Source organism: Vreelandella neptunia (assembly GCF_034479615.1).
GTDB classification, from domain to species: domain Bacteria; phylum Pseudomonadota; class Gammaproteobacteria; order Pseudomonadales; family Halomonadaceae; genus Vreelandella; species Vreelandella neptunia.
The window spans coordinates 1,568,011-1,584,873 of sequence record NZ_CP140255.1; the positions used below are offsets into that span (position 1 = coordinate 1,568,011).

The window sequence follows — 16,863 nt, forward strand, 5'->3', positions numbered from 1 at the left end:
TTTGTAGCTAACGGAACCGCGCATGGCTGATACCCGCCCCTGGGCGATTTTTTTAATGGGCCCGACGGCCGCTGGGAAAACCGATGCGGCGATGGCGCTACACGAGCGCCTGGGGCATGAGCTGATTAGCGTTGACTCGGCCATGGTATATCGCGGTATGGATATTGGCAGTGCCAAACCCAGCGCGGCGGAGCTTGCCCGCGCGCCTCACCATTTGATCGACATTCGCGATCCCGCTGAGCCCTACTCAGCGGCCGATTTTCGTGTAGATGCGCTTTCGCTTATGCGACAAATCAGCGCGGCGGGCAAAGTCCCACTGCTGGTCGGCGGTACCATGCTTTACTACAAGCGGTTGGTTGAGGGGGTAGCAAACTTGCCCTCTGCCGACCCGGCTATTCGCCAACGGCTTGAAGCACAGTGGCAAAACGAAGGTCTATTGTCGCTACATCAACGCTTGGCAGAGGTGGATGCGGTATCCGCTCAGCGCATTCACCCCAATGACCCGCAGCGTGTCATGCGCGCGCTGGAAGTGTACTACGCCAGTGGTCGGCCAATGAGTGAGCTGTGGGCGGAGCAACAGCCGGAAACCTTTCCCTGGCGCGTGTTGTCGATAGCTTTAGCGCCCAGTGATCGCAGCTTGCTGCATCAACGCATTGCTCAGCGTTTCGAAGTAATGTTGGGTGAGGGCTTGATAAATGAAGTCGCCGCCCTCAAAAAGCGTAATGACTTACATTTAGGCCTGCCGGCGATGAAGAGTGTTGGTTATCGCCAAGTGTGGGAGTACCTGGAAGGTGAGTATGACTATGCCTCTCTCGTTGAGCGAGGCGTGATCGCAACTCGTCAGCTAGCCAAGCGACAATTAACTTGGTTGAGAAGCTGGCCAGAACTTAACTGGGTAGATTCACAGCGCTCTGATGCGCTGGATCAAGTGCTGAAACTCGTGCGTGACAGCGGTGCTTAGCGTAAGATAGATCGCTAAGATAGTAATTTAGGTAGTGTGTTTTCGATTGGCTGGGTGTTTGAGCCTTTCGATTGTCACTTGGCTCTTCGGGCATCATTCGGCCTTCCGGGCAGTAATAAAATAGTGCGGCGTAGCACCAGTAGGGCACGCCATTTGATAATTAACCCCAACGACAGTTTTAGGGAGAGCAACATGTCCAAAGGGCAGTCCCTTCAAGACCCGTACTTGAACATTCTGCGCAAGGAGCGCATTCCGGTCTCTATCTTTTTGGTCAATGGCATTAAGCTGCAGGGCCAGATCGAATCGTTTGACCAGTTTGTTATCCTGCTGCGTAATACCGTCAGTCAGATGGTTTATAAACACGCTATTTCCACGGTTGTTCCATCTCGCAACGTACGCTTGCCTGCGCAAGACCCGGCAGAGCAGGATGCGGAGATTTAACACCGCTGGAGAAGCAAGAGAGTCCACGAGGTATTGATTGTTTTTCGAACGCCCAGACGCCGGTGAAACGGCAGTTCTTGTTCACGTCGATTTTCATGATGAACAAAAACGTGAAGACCCGGGTGAGTTTTTAGAGCTCGTACGCTCTGCTGGTGCAGAGCCTGCGACTCTACTCACTGCTAGCCGCCACCGACCTGACTCGCGCACCTTTATTGGGTCAGGTAAGTTGGAAGAGCTGCGAGCACTGCTCGCGGCTCATGAGGCAGAGCTGGTGATCTTCAACCATAGCTTAAGCCCCTCTCAAGAGCGCAATGTAGAGCAAGAGCTCAAGTGCCGAGTACTCGACCGTACTGGTTTGATCCTCGATATCTTTGCGCAACGAGCAAGAACACATGAAGGTAAGCTCCAGGTAGAGCTTGCTCAGCTTGAATATATGTCGACTCGCCTCGTGCGTGGTTGGACACACCTAGAGCGGCAAAAAGGTGGGATTGGCCTGCGCGGCCCAGGCGAGACGCAGTTAGAAACTGACCGTCGTCTGCTGCGTGGTCGGATCAAATCGATTCATAAGCGGCTCGATAAAGTACGCAGTCAGCGTGACCAGAATCGCCGAGCGCGTGCGCGCGCGGAAATTCATAGCGTATCGCTGGTGGGGTACACCAACGCCGGTAAGTCAACGCTATTTAACGCCTTAACCAATTCTGAGGTGTATGCAGCCGACCAGCTGTTTGCGACACTTGACCCTACTTTGCGGCGGCTTGAGATTGAAGACGTTGGCCCCGTAGTGATGGCCGATACCGTGGGCTTTATTCGCCACTTGCCGCACAAGTTGGTTGAGGCGTTTCAAGCGACGCTCCAGGAAGCATCGGAAGCGTCGTTGCTGGTACACGTAATCGATGCCGCAGACCCTGACCGCGAGTTGAACGTGGAACAGGTGGAGCTAGTGCTCAAAGAGATCGGCGCCGATGATGTGCCGGTACTCAAAGTCATGAATAAAATTGATAAGCTCGATAGTGCTCCGCGTATAGAGCGTGATGGGCATGGTGTGCCCGAAGTGGTTTGGCTTTCGGCCCAGCAGGGCCAGGGGCTTGAACTGCTCCATGAAGCGCTGACTGAGCGCTTGGCAAATGATGTCATTGGCTTTTCGCTGACACTGACTCCCGAGCAGGGTAAGCTGCGCGCAGGGTTGCACGAGCTTAATGCCGTTCGCGAGGAAGCCTTTGATGAGCAGGGGCATTCGGTGCTTGATGTGCGTTTGCCGCGGCGTGACTTTAATCAGTTAATGGCCCAACTGGGCGAGCGAGCCAACACCTATTTACCTGAAGCGCTGCGTGAAACCGATGAGTGGTAAGCGACTTAATTACCCATCCTAGTACGCTGCATGTATGCAGTTTTGTATGAAAATGGTACAAGGTTTATAGAGCAATAATATCAAAACGCGGTGGTGACGCCTAAGTGTGATGCCACTAGCGTTAGCGAATACCTTAGTGGAGACGAAGTATGGCCTGGAATGAGCCTGGTGGTGGCAACCAGCACGACCCTTGGAGTAGTGGCGGCCGACGCGGTGGAAACGACGGCGATGGAAACCGTGGCAGTAATAATGGCGGCGGCAACAACGGCAATAAAGGGGGCAACAACCAAGGCCCACCTGACCTGGATGAAGCGCTGAAAAAGTTTCAGGACAAGCTCAACAGCATGTTGGGTGGCGGCAAAAAAGGCGGCGGCAAGAAACCCGGGGGTGGCGGTAGTGATAAGAACCGCAACCCTTTCGCGCTGCCAGGCCTGCTGATTATTGTTGCGCTGGCGATCTGGGCTGCAATGGGCTTCTACCTCGTGGATCAATCCGAGCGTGGCGTTGTGCTGCGGTTTGGTGAGTTTCAGGGCATCGTAGATCCAGGTCTGCAGTGGAATCCGCCGCTGATTGACGATGTGCGCATGGTCAATGTGACCCGTGTGCGCTCTCTATCGCAGACCCAGTCGATGCTGACCCGCGACGAAAACATTGTCGAAGTGGAAATTTCTGCCCAGTACCAGGTAGCTAATCCACGCGATTTTGTGCTTAACGTACGCGATCCTGCGATCTCGATTGAGAATGCGCTGGATTCGGCACTACGTCACGTCGTCGGCGGTACCGATATGATCGATATCCTGACCTCGGGTCGTGAGATTCTGGGTAGCTCGGTCGCTAGTCGTCTACAGTCTTATCTCGACAACTACGGTGCTGGTATTCGCCTGCAAACTATTAACATCGAGTCCACTTCGGCGCCCGCGCCAGTGATCGACGCCTTCGATGACGTTATTCGTGCGCGTGAGGATCGTCAGCGCACAATCAACCAGGGTATTGCTTACGCCAACGCGATCATTCCGGAAGCGCAAGGTCAGGCGCAGCGTATTGTTGAGCAGGGGCAGGGTTACCGTGAGTCAGTAGTTGCTGAAGCGCAGGGCCAAGCCAACCGCTTTAACTCGCTACTTTCCGAGTACACAAATGCCCCGGATATCATGCGTGAACGTATGTACCTGGACACAATGGAAGAAGTGTTTAGTAATTCGCCGAAGGTGCTGCTGGATGTAAGCGAAAACGCGCCGCTGATGTATCTCCCCCTTGATCAGCTTAGCGGTGGAAGCAGTAATCGAAATAACTCTTCCAGCGGAAGCGACAACAGCGATGAGCAGCTAGACCCGAGTGTGCTTGAGCGGTTACGCAACACCCAGGGCAGTTCCAGCTCTTCTTCGAATACCAATAGTAGCTCCATCCGCAGGGAGGGCCGGTAAATGATTAATAATCGATCCCTGCTGATTGTTGGTGGTCTGGCTGCCGTGGCGTGGCTGGCAAGCAACACTCTGTACGTGGTAGACGAAACCGAGCGAGCCGTTAAGCTGCGCTTTGGTGAAGTCATTGAAGAGAATATTCAGCCTGGCTTGCACGCTAAAGTGCCGATCGCGCAAACGATCCGTAAGTTTGATACGCGCTTGTTGACACTGGACACCGATACCAGCCGCTATCTGACCCTTGAGCAGAAAGCGGTTATCGTCGACTCCTACGTTAAGTGGCAGGTGGTGAATCCCACGCGCTACTACGAAGCGACGGCCGGTGATGAGTTGATGGCCATTCGCCTGATACAACCGCGGGTGGATGAGAGCCTGCGTAATGAATTTGGTCGCTTGAATCTTCAGGAAATTATCGCTGAGCGTCGTGATGACCTGATGACAGGCCCCACCGAAGAGCTTGACGAGCTGATGCGTGAAGAGCTCGGGGTGGCAATTCGCGATATTCGTATCAAGCGAATCGATTTGCCTGAAGACGTATCAGCCGCTGTTTTTGAGCGGATGCGCTCCGAGCGTGAGCGTGAAGCCCGTGAGTGGCGTGCTCAGGGTCAGGAAGAGGCTGAACGTATTCGCGCCAATGCGGATCGCCGTCGCCAGGTACTGCTTGCACAGGCCAATGAGCGCTCCGAAACCCTGCGCGGTGAAGGTGATGCCCAAGCCGCTGCGATTTTCTCTGAAGCGTATGGTCAGGATCAGGAGTTCTTCTCTTTCTGGCGTAGCCTTAATGCCTATAGCGAAAGCTTTGCCGACGATGGCAATCTGATGGTGCTGGAGCCAAGTAGCGATTTCTTCCGCTATTTGCGTAGCGCTGAACCAGAAAGCGGTGAAGACAGCGGCGAGTAAACCGCCGTTGGCCGGTGCTCCCCGTCTTGGTTTGTTGATAGCCAAGCGGGGTTCACCCGGCCAATAAACGTGATAGAATTTATTGACCGGGCGTCGCCCGGTTTTTTTGTGGCTCCTATTTCTTCAAGTTCAAGGCAATCGTCATGACCATCGCTGACCGCTGGCTACTGCCCGACGGCATGGATGAGGTGCTTCCGCCTCAGGCAAGCCGTATGGAAGAGCTGCGCCGCGCGCTGCTCGATCTTTACCACTGCTGGGGCTATGACCAGGTAATGCCGCCCCCAGTGGAGTTTCTGGACTCCCTGTTAACAGGCACCGGTACGGATCTGGATCTTCAGACCTTTAAGCTGACCGACCAGTTAACGGGTCGCATGATGGGCGCCTCGGCGGACGTTACGCCGCAAGTTGCGCGTATGGATGCCCACTCGCTAAAGCGTCAGGGGCCGGTGCGCCTTTGCTACTGCACTAATGTGCTGCGTGCTAAGGCAGACCAGCATCAGGGCGGCCGTAGCCCGGTGCAGGTGGGCGCTGAGCTGTTTGGTCATGCAGGGCTTGAAGCGGACAGTGAAATTATTCACTTGGCGCTGGCCAGTATGAAAGCCGCAGGTGCGGAAGAGATTCACCTGGCGCTTGGACATATCGGTATCTATCGAAGCCTTGCCGAAGCCGCAGCACTTAGCGCCGAGCAGGAGCGTGCGCTATTTGAGGCGTTAGCGCTAAAATCACCCAGTCAACTGGCGCAGCATGTAGATGCCAGTGTCAGCGACCCAGCCTTAGCGGACATGCTGTTAGCCCTGGGCGATCTGCACGGCGGTGCGGATATTTTACGCCAGGCGCGGGAGCGTTTTGCTGGCGCGCCGGCTTCGGTTACGGCGGCGCTGGATCAGTTGGATGCGCTTTATCAAGGGGTGCTGGCACGCTTTGATGTGTCGCTCTACTTTGACTTGGCGGAGCTGCGCGGCTATCAATACCACACGGGTATGATGTTTGCCGCTTATGTGCCGGGCTACGGGCATGCGCTGGCTAAAGGCGGCCGTTATGACGATACCGGGCGGGCCTTTGGTCGTGCGCGCCCAGCCACCGGTTTCTCGATGGATCTGAAACAGCTGGCGTCGCTGGCGCTGGCATCCCCGAGCCGCGGGGCTATTTGGTCGCCCGCTATGCAGGATGAGTCGCTCAACGCTGCTATTGTCGCGCTGCGTGAGCAGGGGGAACGCGTGATTCAAGCGCTGCCAGGGCAGCGTACTGGGCCGGCGGAGCATGAGTGTGACCGCCGTCTTGAGCTTATCGATGGTCGTTGGCAGCCAACGGCCCTGACACAAGAGACGAGTGCATCATAATGGGTAAGAATGTCGTAGTGCTGGGCACCCAATGGGGTGACGAAGGCAAGGGTAAAATCGTTGACCTGCTGACTGAATCCGCATCCGCCGTGGTGCGTTTTCAAGGTGGTCATAACGCGGGGCATACGCTGGTCATCGACGGTGAAAAGACCGTTCTCCACCTGATTCCATCCGGCGTTTTGCGCCCAGGCAAAACCTGTGTGATTGGTAATGGTGTGGTGCTTTCGCCGGAAGCGCTGATCAAAGAGATCCGTGAGCTGGAAGCCAAAGGTGTGCCGGTACGCGAACGCCTGCGTCTGTCGCCTGCTTGTCCGCTGATCCTGCCTTACCACGTGCGCCTGGATCAGGCCCGTGAAAAAGCCCGTGGCATTGCCAAAATTGGCACCACCGGCCGGGGCATTGGTCCTGCCTACGAAGACAAAGTCGCCCGTCGCGGCCTGCGCTTAGGCGATATGCTGCATCGCGAGCGTTTCGCTTCCAAGTTGGGCGAAGTGCTCGACTACCACAACTTCGTGTTGGTGAATTACCACGGCGAACCGGCGGTCGACTTCCAGGAAGTGCTGGACACGGCGATGCAGATGGCCGAAGAGCTGCGTCCCATGGTGTGCGATACCGTCAGTATGGTGCACGACCTGCGTAAAGCCGGTGAGAATATCCTGTTCGAAGGTGCTCAGGGCTCGCTGTTGGATATCGATCACGGTACTTACCCCTATGTAACCAGCTCCAACACCACTGCAGGCGGCACGGCCACCGGCTCTGGCGTCGGCCCGCTCTATTTGGACTATGTGCTGGGTATCACCAAGGCGTATACCACCCGTGTTGGTTCAGGTCCGTTCCCCACGGAGCTGTTCGATGTCGATGGCCGTCACCTTGCTGAGCGTGGCCACGAGTTCGGTGCTACCACTGGCCGTGCCCGCCGCTGTGGCTGGTTTGACGCCGTGGCACTGCGTCATGCGGTGCAGATCAACTCGGTCTCCGGTATCTGCCTGACCAAGCTGGACGTACTGGATGGGTTGGAAAATATCCGCGTCTGCGTTGGCTATCGCAGTAAAGATGGCGACGTGCTGGAGACTCCGGTGGATTCAGAAGGCTATGAAGCGGTCGAACCCCTCTACGAAGACCTGCCAGGCTGGAAAGAGTCGACCCTGGGCGCTAAGAAGGTAGAAGATTTACCTGCCAATGCCCGCGCTTATATCAGCTACCTTGAAGAGCAGGTAGGCACCAGCATCGATATTATTTCCACCGGTCCAGACCGCATGGAAACCATCGTACTGCGTAACCCGTTCGATAGCTAAGGACGGTTTTAGATAGCTAGCAGCGGTTTAAGCTGGCCATTGGTTGGCAGATGAGCAAAAGGGGCAACTTAGTTGCCCCTTTTGCTATTTAAAAGTCGATACCCCGGCGCGCCTGTAGGCCGTTATTGAAGGCATGGCGCACTTCCTGCATTTCGGTCACCGTATCGGCCATGGCGACGAGTTCGCGGTGAGCGTTGCGGCCGGTAATAATCACTGTTTGTTCTTGAGGGCGATTCTCCAGTGCTTGTTTAACGGATTCGATTTCAAGGTAGCCAAACTTGAGCATATAGGTGATTTCATCAAGCACCACCAGATAGGTCTCTGGATCCGCGAGCATACGCTCAGCCTCTTTCCACACTGCTTGGCAGGCGTCGGTGTCCGCTTGGCGATTTTGCGTATCCCAGGTGAAACCGGTGGCCATTATCGCCACCTCTAGATTGGCATCTTCTTCCAAGCGATTGCGTTCGCCGCACTCCCATAACCCCTTGATAAACTGAACCACGCCCACTTTATAGCCATAACCCAAGGCGCGGGTGACCGTACCCCAAGCGGCTGTCGTTTTGCCTTTTCCGTTGCCGGTGTTAACAATAATCAGGCCGCGCTGTTCATTGGCACTGGCGACTTTCTCCTCTACGCGCGCTTTAAGTTTTTCCATAGAGGCTTTGTGGCGGGTGTCGCGGTCACTCATGGTATCTCCTGATAAAACGGAAAGCTGAAAAATAGCCAATATTCTTAATCCGCTAGCCTAAGCTATCAGCACAGGGTTGAACATCTTTATGGAGGTGCTTGGGGACAATTTTTGTACAGGTATTTGCGGTATTCTGCGAATGTTTGTCTTAATAATTTACATTGAAAAGCAACAAAAAAGAACAGAATTGGCCCCTAGGGGGCTGGCTGCTCTAGAATAGGTGGTCATGTCTTTTCAGGAATTACATCATGCCCTCATTTGATATTGTCTCAGAGTTCGATAAACACGAAGGCGCTAACGCCGTCGACCAAGCTAACCGAGAAGTGCAGTCGCGCTTCGATTTTAAGGGGGTCGATGCCAGCTTCACCCTTGAAGGCGACAAAGTGCAGCTAGAGGCGGAAGTCGATTTCCAGCTCAAGCAGATGCTTGATGTGCTGCGAGCCCGCTTAATCGCCCGGGGTATCGATGCCCGCTGTATGGATGTTCAAGACCCAGTGCTCTCCGGCGTGAAAGCACGCCAGGAAGTCGCTCTCAAGGAGGGGCTCGACGCGGCGGAAGCCAAAGATGTGGTCAAACGCATCAAGGCAAGCAAGCTCAAAGTGCAGGCGCAAATTCAGGGTGAGAAGGTGCGTGTGACGGGTAAAAAGCGCGACGATTTACAAGCTGTTATGGCACTGCTGCGCGGCGAAGAGGGGCCAGATTTGCCGCTCCAGTTTGATAACTTCCGCGACTAGATAGCGGTGTTAAACTATCGAACATTTTGAAGTATGTAATATTCGTTTTATACAGGAGTCACGCACTATGTCTGATCCGCAGCCGGTTTATTTAAGCGATTACCAGCCACCCGCCTACCGGGTAACTCATACCGAGCTGACGTTTGATCTTGACCCCGCCGCGACCCGTGTGAAAGCGCGACTGTTGATGGAGCGACATCCAGAGGCTGACGCGAATGCACCGCTCGTTTTAAATGGCGAGCACCTAAAGCTGATCTCCCTGGCGATTGATGCAACGCCAGTGGATGCCTCTGCTTATGAATTAGACGATGAAGGTCTGCGAATTGCTCAGGTGCCCGAGCGGTTTGTGTTGGAGAGCGAGGTGGAGATCGCCCCGCAGGAGAACACGGCGTTAGAGGGGCTGTACCAATCCAACGGTATGTACTGCACCCAGTGCGAGGCTGAAGGCTTTCGGCGGATTACCTTTTACCCCGACCGTCCGGACGTCATGGCCACCTTTAAGGTCACGGTGATCGGCGATCAGCAGCAAGAGCCGATTTTACTGGCTAACGGTAACCCGATTGAGCGCGGCGAGCTGGAGGGCGGTCGTCACTTTGTTACTTGGGAAGACCCGCACCCCAAGCCCTGTTACCTGTTTGCTTTGGTGGCAGGCAACCTGCATAGCGTAGAAGACCACTTCACCACCATGAGTGGGCGGGATGTCACGCTGCAGATTTGGGTAGAAAAAGACAACCTGGATAAGACCGAACATGCCATGGCCTCGTTAAAGCGTGCCATGGAGTGGGACGAGCAGGCGTATGGTCGCGAGTACGACCTGGATCTGTTTATGATCGTGGCCGTCAATGATTTCAATATGGGAGCGATGGAGAACAAAGGCCTCAACATCTTTAACTCCGCCGCGGTCTTGACCCACCCCCAGACCGCCACCGATGCAGCGTTCCAAAACGTCGAAGGTATTGTTGCCCACGAATACTTTCACAACTGGTCGGGCAATCGCGTCACCTGCCGCGACTGGTTCCAGCTCTCGCTGAAAGAGGGCTTTACGGTCTTTCGTGACCAGTGTTTTTCGGCGGATACCAACTCCGCGCCGGTTAAGCGCATTCAGGATGTCTCCTTTTTCCGTACCGCCCAGTTTGCCGAAGATGCCGGCCCTACGGCGCATCCGATTCGTCCTGACCACTTTATTGAAATTACCAACTTCTACACCCTGACCATTTATGAAAAGGGCGCGGAAGTCGTCCGCATGCTGCGTAATTTAGTCGGGGAAGAGAGTTTCCGCCGCGGTTCAGACCTTTACTTCGAGCGGTTCGACGGTCAAGCGGTGACCATTGAAGACTTCGTTGGCTGTATGGCTGAAGCCTCCGGTGAAGACTTCAGCCAGTTTATGCGCTGGTACTCCCAGGCGGGAACGCCGGATATTGACGCCCACGGCGAGTATGATTATGTGCAGGGTGAGTACCACTTAACGCTGCGTCAGCGTACGCCTGCCACACCCGGCCAGCCAGATAAGCTGCCGCTGCATATCCCGGTGCGTATGGGACTGGTAGGTACCAAGTCGGGGCAGGATCTAACCCTGACACTCAATGGCGAAAAGCTCGGCAAAGATGCGGTTATTCATCTACGTGACGATGAGCAAACGTTTGTATTCACCGATGTTGCCGAAGCGCCGGTGCCCTCTTTACTACGCGAATTTTCCGCCCCGGTGAAGCTTCATTACCCCTACTCACGTGAAGATCTCGCCTTCTTATTGACCCACGACAGCGATGGTTTCAACCGTTGGGATGCGGGTCAGCGTCTGGCACTTTTGGCCTTGGATGACTTGATTGCTGCCCATCGGAATGGCGTCGAAAAGGTCATGGATAGCCGCGTAGTCGATGCCTTTAGAGCGCTGCTGAGCGGGCCAATGAGCGATAAAGCGGTATTGGCAGAGATGCTGACGCTACCCTCTGAAGCCTATATCGCCGAGCAGCAGCCCATTGTGGATGTAGATGCTATCCATGCCGCGCGGGAATTTGTCCGTCAGTCATTAGCCGTGGCTCTGCGGGATGAGTTTATGGCTATCTATGAAGCCAATGTGACGGAAGAAGCGTACGCACCGACACCGGAGCAAATAGCTCAGCGTAGCCTGAAAAACGTGGCGCTCTCTTATCTTATGTCGATTGAAGATGAGCAGGGCTTGGCGCTGTGTGAAAGCCAATTCGCTGCTGACCACAATATGACCGATGTGCGCCAGGCGCTCACTCTTCTGGTGCACAGTGACCGCGACGACCTGGCTTCGCCAGCACTCAAAGCCTTCGGTGAGAAGTGGGCGCATGACCCGTTGGTGATGGATCAGTGGTTCACCGTCCAGGTATCGCGCCCTCAGCCAGATGTGCTTGAGCGGGTGAAGTACCTGATGCAGCATCCCGCCTTTTCGCTCAAGAATCCCAATCGAGTCCGTGCGCTGGTCGGCGCCTTTGCTCAAAACCGGGTCAATTTTCACCGTTTGGATGGTCAAGGCTACCAACTGCTGGCTGACGTAGTCATCGAGCTCAACCGGCTTAATCCGGAAATTGCCGCGCGGCTAATCACCCCGTTAACCCGCTGGCAGCGCTTTGATGAAACCCGCCAAGCACTAATGCGGTCTGAGCTTGAGCGGATCAAGCAACAGCCGCTATCTTCAAATGTATACGAGGTGGTCGAGAAAGCACTGGCATAAGCGTTTAGCGCAGTAGCGAACAACCGCAGTTAAACCATGGAAAGGAATAACAATAGTGACAGACTCACAGCAACACTATTTACTGATTATCAATGGTAAATCCGCCGGTAACCCGGCATTGCGTGAAGCAGTCAATGAACAACGTCAAGCAGGGATGCTGATTACGGTTCGTGCTACCTGGGAGGGGGGCGACGCTGCGGATATTGCAGAGCAGTCTGACGCCATGGGAGTTACCCATGTGATTGCCTGTGGCGGCGATGGCACCGTCAGCGAAGTTATGAACGGGCTGATGCGGTTGCCCCATGATCGGCGTCCTGTATTAGGCATTGTGCCCCTAGGCAGTGCCAATGATTTTGCAACCTCTGTGGGCTTACCGCTGGAGCCAAGCGCCGCTTTGGCCGCTGCTCGGGAGTTAAGCGCCTATCCTATCGATGTTGTGCGCGTGACCGCAGGCGCTGGTGGCGAATCTTCCACCAGCTACTATATCAACATGACTACCGGTGGGTTTGGCGCTGAAGTTACTTCGTCGACACCGAAAACCCTTAAGCGGCTGCTCGGGGGCGGGGCTTATTCAGTGATGGGAGCGCTAAAAGCTTGGCGGCACCGCAGCTATCGCGGCACGCTACATTGGGACGAAAAAGAGGAGAGTGAGTCTTTGTTGCTACTGGCGTTAGGTAATGGCCGCCAGTCGGGTGGGGGGCAGGTGCTGGGGCCGCGTGCCAAGCTGGATGATGGCCGTCTGGACGTGCTGCTGGTCAAAGACTTTCGGTCGGTAACGGAACTGACCAAGCTCATTAGCGAGCTGCAGAGTTTCCCCTATGATGGGCGATTCGTCCGCTACTTCACCACGACCCAACTGACCGTGACCACCCAGGAAAATGGCTCGCCCTGGCCACTCACGTTAGACGGCGAGGCGCGCTATTATGATCAGTTCTGCGCGGAAGTAGTGCCCCTCGCGCTACGTGTGCTACTACCTGAGGAGTGCCCGTTGCTCTCCTCGACCAGCCGACCTTAGCTCTTTTGGCTCACATTATTAACGTTATAGAGGAGAGGAATTAAATGGCAAATCGCGTGTGGATACCCGCGCTCGCCGCGGTGGCACTTCTGCTGAGTGCTTGCGGTGACTCCCAGGAAGATCCCACCGTGACACCTGATGATAATACTGCGGTGACGGATGAACAAACGGCTCGCGATGAGGAGGCGGGCGAAGAAGCGTCTGCCACGGCTGAGAACGCGACTGAAATCTCCAGTCCCGAAGAAGTAGAGGATGATATTGAGGAGCGTCAAGCCGCTGAAGAGCTTGAGCGAGCGGAAGCGCTGCGCGAGGATGGTGAGACTCAGGCAAGTGATCCCCAAACCAGCGCTCAGTCCAGTGGCAGTGCGGCGGCTGGCGGTGAAGAAGTTGAGGCTGGTGAAGACACCCTGGCGGCGGATCCTGAAGAAGTGCTCGATGAAGAGGGCGCTATGCCGGGTGAGGCCACACGCTCCGATGTAGATGACATTATTGCCGAAACTGAACGCCGTTTTGAAGAGGCCGAGCAGCGTTTGGAGGAGCAGTTTCAGGAGGTAGAGCAGCAGGCGCCGACCTTGGAGCCGATGGAGAACGAGGATGTGCCGCCTAGTTGGGACACCGAAAGCAGTCTGCCAGAGCGCGAGCCCTTGCAAGATGATAGCGATGTTACCGATGTTGACGCCTTGATTGAAGACACCGAGCGTCGCTTTGAAGAAGCGCAGCAACGGCTTGAGGAGCAATTCCAAGAGTTGGAGAATCGTGAGGCTGAGAGTGGTGCTGTGGTTGAGCCGACAGGCGAGCTTAATAGCAATGGCGCTGATAACCGTGACGTTGATAGCGCTGAAGGTAGCCTGGAAACCGGTGCTAATGGGGAGTCGCGGAGTGAGGGAGGATCGCTTGAGTGATTCTCTTTAGCCAATAGTCAGGCAATAAAAAAGGCCCGCGTTTGCGGGCCTTTGTCCATCCGTTAGCAATTAAGCTGGGCGGATGTTGGAAGCCTGAAGGCCTTTTTTACCCTGAGTCACTTCAAAGCTGACTTTTTGACCGTCTTGCAGGGTCTTGAAGCCTTCAGCTTGAATTTCGGAGAAGTGGGCGAACAGATCGTCTCCGCCGTCATCAGGAGAGATGAAGCCGAAGCCTTTAGTATCGTTGAACCACTTAACAGTGCCAGTTGCCATTTTCTATTTCCTTAACGTGCTTAGTAATCACGGGCAACTCTATTGTCCACCCGCTACAATTACTCTAGATGTAAACACGGCTGTCGTCCAGCGACATTCCTAAGATTTTTTATTTGGTTGCGAGCAAGAACAAATGATGCAGTTAGGTTTTATTGATGCGCAGTTTATTTCCTTTTTGGTAGCGATCACGTTGCTGACGATAAGCCCCGGTGTCGATACGTTGCTGGTAATACGCAATACGGCCCGCGGAGGCATCCGCGATGGTATCACCACGAGTTTAGCTATCTGCTGCGGCCTGTTTGTGCATGCCACGATTTCTGCATTGGGCATTTCTTTGATCCTGCTCCAGTCGGCCTGGGCGTTTCATATGCTAAAGCTGGTGGGGGCGGGCTACCTAATTTGGCTGGGTATTACCAGCTTGATAGCAGCGCGGAAAGGCCAACCGCTGCCGGTTAATGGGGTGCTAGAAGGTGTTCCTGCCGTTTCGCGCTGGCAGCCGGTTAAAGAGGGCTTTTTGTCCAATGTGTTGAACCCCAAAACCGTGGTGTTCTACATGGCCTTTTTGCCTCAGTTCATCGCTCCTGGCGATCCGGCGCTACTGAAGTCGCTATGGCTGGCGGGAGTGCACTTTATCATCGCCAATATTTGGCAAATCAGCGTGGTCATGATGGTGGGAAGTGCCGGCAAATGGTTGGCTAACGCACGTTTTGCGCAAGTGCTTAATGCCGCTACGGGCAGTGTGCTGGTGGTGTTTGGTATTCGGCTGGCATTAACACAGCGCCCGGTATAAACCGGGCCTGGTAAGCCGGTAATGTGGTGTGTAGAGAAAGGCTTAGCGGCGGGCGAGCAGGGCTCGGTCGTAGCGTACCTGCTGCTCGTTATCGCTCAGCAGTGAAACGCCTTCACTATTGCCGCCGTTGGCAAGACTCTCAAAAATCACCCTGTAGCTAAGCACCGCCTGCACGTAGTCGCGGGTTTCGCGGAAAGGGATGCTCTCCACAAAGAGATCAAAGGCCTCTACACCATCGCCCAGCCACTGATCGACGCGGCCAGGGCCCGCATTATAAGCCGCTGCGGCGGCCAGTCGATTGCCCTGGTAGCGTTGTAGCTTGTCGCGCAGGTAGGTGCTGCCCAGGCGTATATTAAGCTCTGGGTCGAGAACGCCGTAGGGGCCAGGATCGCTAATGCCCAGTTCACGGCTGACTTGGCTGGCGGTGCCAGGCATTAGCTGCATTAACCCACGCGCCCCTGCGGGTGAAAGGGCGTTAGGGTTGTAAGCGCTTTCGCGACGGGTAATGGCCATCAATAGGTATGGATCCACACCGGTGAGACGGCCCCAGTGTTGAAAGCTATCGTGGTAAGCCTGGGGGAAGCGCCAATCCAAAGCGTCCCACATTTCAGCGGCAATGGTGGTCTGCACCAAGCGTGCATGCCACTGCTGCTGAGCGGCATAGTCGGCTAGCGCTCGTGCCTGTTGTGGCGAACCGCTCTGTACCGCGTGCAGCCACTCACTGTTGGCGAGCCCATCCTCGCCAATGCGTAGCAAGGCCTCAGTACGCTGAACGACGGGGAGTTGGGCAATGCGCTGTCGCGACGCTTCGTCAAAATGATTGCGTTCAAGGTTCAACTGATAGGGTTGGCCGAGCTTTTCTGCTGCTGCAAAGCCATAAAAACTGCGATCCTGGGCAGCCTGCTGGTAGCGTGCCTCGGCAGCCGCCTGGTTGCCAAGCTGCCCATTGGCGCGGCCCAGCCAATACTGCCAACGGCTATTCTCTTGCTGGCTAGCGGGCATTTCGGCAATCCAGTAGAGCACTCCGTTCCAATCTCGGCTAGCCAGCGCATGGCGAACACGCAGCTCTAAAACCCGCTCGCTCTCCAGACCCGGTAGCACGCTGTCAACCCAGCTTAGCGTGCCCGGTACATCGCGTACCAGGGCGTAAAAAGCCAGTTCTTCCTCAATGGCTTGACGGTCACTGGGCAGCAGGTTTAAACGCGACGAGAGCGTCTGCCAAGCGGCAAAGGCTGCAGGCGTATCTTCATGGGTGTAGCGCTGCATGGCGGCCCGGTAGAAGCTTGCCGTGGCGGCACACTCGGGGCCTAGGCAGGTGGGCGCCTGGGTAATGGCGCTACTGCGCGCTGTGACACTATCCACTGTCTCTAGAGCGGTTTGCCACTGGCCGCTTAATAGCCCGCCAAGATAGCTCGATAGCCGCGTTTCTCCCGCCTGCCAAGCGAGCATTTTACGTTCCCAAATAGCCGTGGCATCGATGGTACCGTTGGCCCGCAGGCGTTCAAATAGTGGGTCGCACGCATTGGGCTGCGAGCTGCCTACGCGCCATAAATCTAATCCTGCCTCGCTTGCCAACTGGGGTTGAGTCGCAAGCAGGGCTGTGTAGTAGTAGCACTGCCGGGCGGTGCCTGATGGCTCACCATCAGCCACCGCGAGCAGGTCGCTATAGCGCCCTGCGTGACCATACTTTGCTATCGCTTGACCACGTATCCATCCTGCTAGAGGAGAGTCTGCGTGCTGGTCGATAAATTGATGTACCCGTTCAGGAGCTACGTTTGGCAATTGCCCCCTTAAGCGGTGGTACTCTACGTAACCGCGCAACGGGTGGTCTTCAATTGAGCGCTCATCGACACGCGCCCATTGCTGCTCGCGGGCAGCGGCGAGGGCATCGCGTAATTCACTATCAGATGCGGCCCAAGAAAGCGCAGGTAAGCCCGCCAATAGTGCGGTACACAGCACACGGGCGGTATGGCGAAATGGCGAAACCAACATGGTGCTCTCTCTCTATAAATCGGTGTTACTTAATCTGGGCCCGGGAGCAGCCCACGCAGATTGCGGTG

At 55.5% G+C, this 16,863-nt stretch carries 15 protein-coding genes; 12 read left to right on the top strand and 3 right to left on the bottom strand.

Features of this window, described 5'->3' with window-relative positions:
* Positions 1 to 22: 22 nt before the first annotated feature.
* From miaA to SR894_RS07170, 7 genes are all read left to right on the top strand, one after another.
* Entirely contained in the window at positions 23 to 961 is a 939-nt protein-coding gene (gene miaA / locus SR894_RS07140; protein WP_133730414.1) for a tRNA (adenosine(37)-N6)-dimethylallyltransferase MiaA, read from the top strand.
* Between the two features lie 192 nt (positions 962 to 1,153).
* Entirely contained in the window at positions 1,154 to 1,402 is a 249-nt protein-coding gene (hfq, locus tag SR894_RS07145) for an RNA chaperone Hfq (RefSeq protein ID WP_007114649.1), read from the top strand.
* A gap of 37 nt (positions 1,403 to 1,439) precedes the next feature.
* Positions 1,440 to 2,750: a ribosome rescue GTPase HflX gene (gene hflX / locus SR894_RS07150; protein ID WP_071692781.1), complete on the top strand. Its 1,311-nt coding sequence runs from the start codon at positions 1,440 to 1,442 to the stop codon at positions 2,748 to 2,750.
* Between the two features lie 149 nt (positions 2,751 to 2,899).
* Positions 2,900 to 4,171, top strand: a complete 1,272-nt coding sequence (gene hflK / locus SR894_RS07155; RefSeq protein WP_133730415.1) for an FtsH protease activity modulator HflK — start codon at positions 2,900 to 2,902, stop codon at positions 4,169 to 4,171.
* Positions 4,172 to 5,068 carry a protease modulator HflC gene (hflC, locus tag SR894_RS07160; protein WP_133730416.1) on the top strand — a complete coding sequence of 299 codons (897 nt, stop codon included), beginning with the start codon at positions 4,172 to 4,174 and terminating at the stop codon, positions 5,066 to 5,068.
* A gap of 143 nt (positions 5,069 to 5,211) precedes the next feature.
* Positions 5,212 to 6,408: an ATP phosphoribosyltransferase regulatory subunit gene (locus tag SR894_RS07165; protein ID WP_133730417.1), complete on the top strand. Its 1,197-nt coding sequence runs from the start codon at positions 5,212 to 5,214 to the stop codon at positions 6,406 to 6,408.
* Positions 6,408 to 7,703: an adenylosuccinate synthase gene (locus SR894_RS07170; protein WP_133730418.1), complete on the top strand. Its 1,296-nt coding sequence runs from the start codon at positions 6,408 to 6,410 to the stop codon at positions 7,701 to 7,703. Before SR894_RS07165 ends, SR894_RS07170 begins: the two co-directional genes overlap by 1 nt.
* Before the next feature lie 88 nt (positions 7,704 to 7,791).
* Here the strand turns inward: SR894_RS07170 and cobO are convergent, their stop codons facing one another.
* Positions 7,792 to 8,391, bottom strand: a complete 600-nt coding sequence (gene cobO, locus SR894_RS07175) for a cob(I)yrinic acid a,c-diamide adenosyltransferase (protein WP_133730419.1) — start codon at positions 8,389 to 8,391, stop codon at positions 7,792 to 7,794.
* A 248-nt stretch (positions 8,392 to 8,639) separates the two neighbouring features.
* Here cobO and SR894_RS07180 point away from each other — a divergent pair, with 248 nt between their 5' ends.
* From SR894_RS07180 to SR894_RS07195, 4 genes are all read left to right on the top strand, one after another.
* Complete coding sequence (locus SR894_RS07180) at positions 8,640 to 9,125, top strand: YajQ family cyclic di-GMP-binding protein (protein ID WP_007114656.1); 486 nt, start codon at positions 8,640 to 8,642, stop codon at positions 9,123 to 9,125.
* 67 nt (positions 9,126 to 9,192) lie between these two features.
* Entirely contained in the window at positions 9,193 to 11,823 is a 2,631-nt protein-coding gene (pepN, locus tag SR894_RS07185) for an aminopeptidase N (protein WP_133730420.1), read from the top strand.
* Positions 11,824 to 11,878: 55 nt separating this feature from the next.
* Entirely contained in the window at positions 11,879 to 12,838 is a 960-nt protein-coding gene (gene yegS / locus SR894_RS07190) for a lipid kinase YegS (protein ID WP_133730421.1), read from the top strand.
* Positions 12,839 to 12,882: 44 nt separating this feature from the next.
* Positions 12,883 to 13,740 carry a putative sodium/potassium/calcium exchanger gene (locus SR894_RS07195; RefSeq protein ID WP_133730422.1) on the top strand — a complete coding sequence of 286 codons (858 nt, stop codon included), beginning with the start codon at positions 12,883 to 12,885 and terminating at the stop codon, positions 13,738 to 13,740.
* Positions 13,741 to 13,809: 69 nt separating this feature from the next.
* On the opposite strand, the gene SR894_RS07200 is transcribed toward SR894_RS07195, so the two are convergent.
* Complete coding sequence (locus tag SR894_RS07200; RefSeq protein WP_007114660.1) at positions 13,810 to 14,013, bottom strand: cold-shock protein; 204 nt, start codon at positions 14,011 to 14,013, stop codon at positions 13,810 to 13,812.
* A 133-nt stretch (positions 14,014 to 14,146) separates the two neighbouring features.
* Between SR894_RS07200 and SR894_RS07205 the strand changes: the two genes are divergently transcribed.
* On the top strand, positions 14,147 to 14,803 hold the full coding sequence (locus SR894_RS07205) for a LysE family translocator (protein WP_133730423.1): 657 nt from the start codon (positions 14,147 to 14,149) through the stop codon (positions 14,801 to 14,803).
* Positions 14,804 to 14,845: 42 nt separating this feature from the next.
* Here the strand turns inward: SR894_RS07205 and SR894_RS07210 are convergent, their stop codons facing one another.
* Complete coding sequence (locus tag SR894_RS07210) at positions 14,846 to 16,795, bottom strand: transglycosylase SLT domain-containing protein (protein ID WP_133730424.1); 1,950 nt, start codon at positions 16,793 to 16,795, stop codon at positions 14,846 to 14,848.
* Positions 16,796 to 16,863 lie beyond the last annotated feature (68 nt).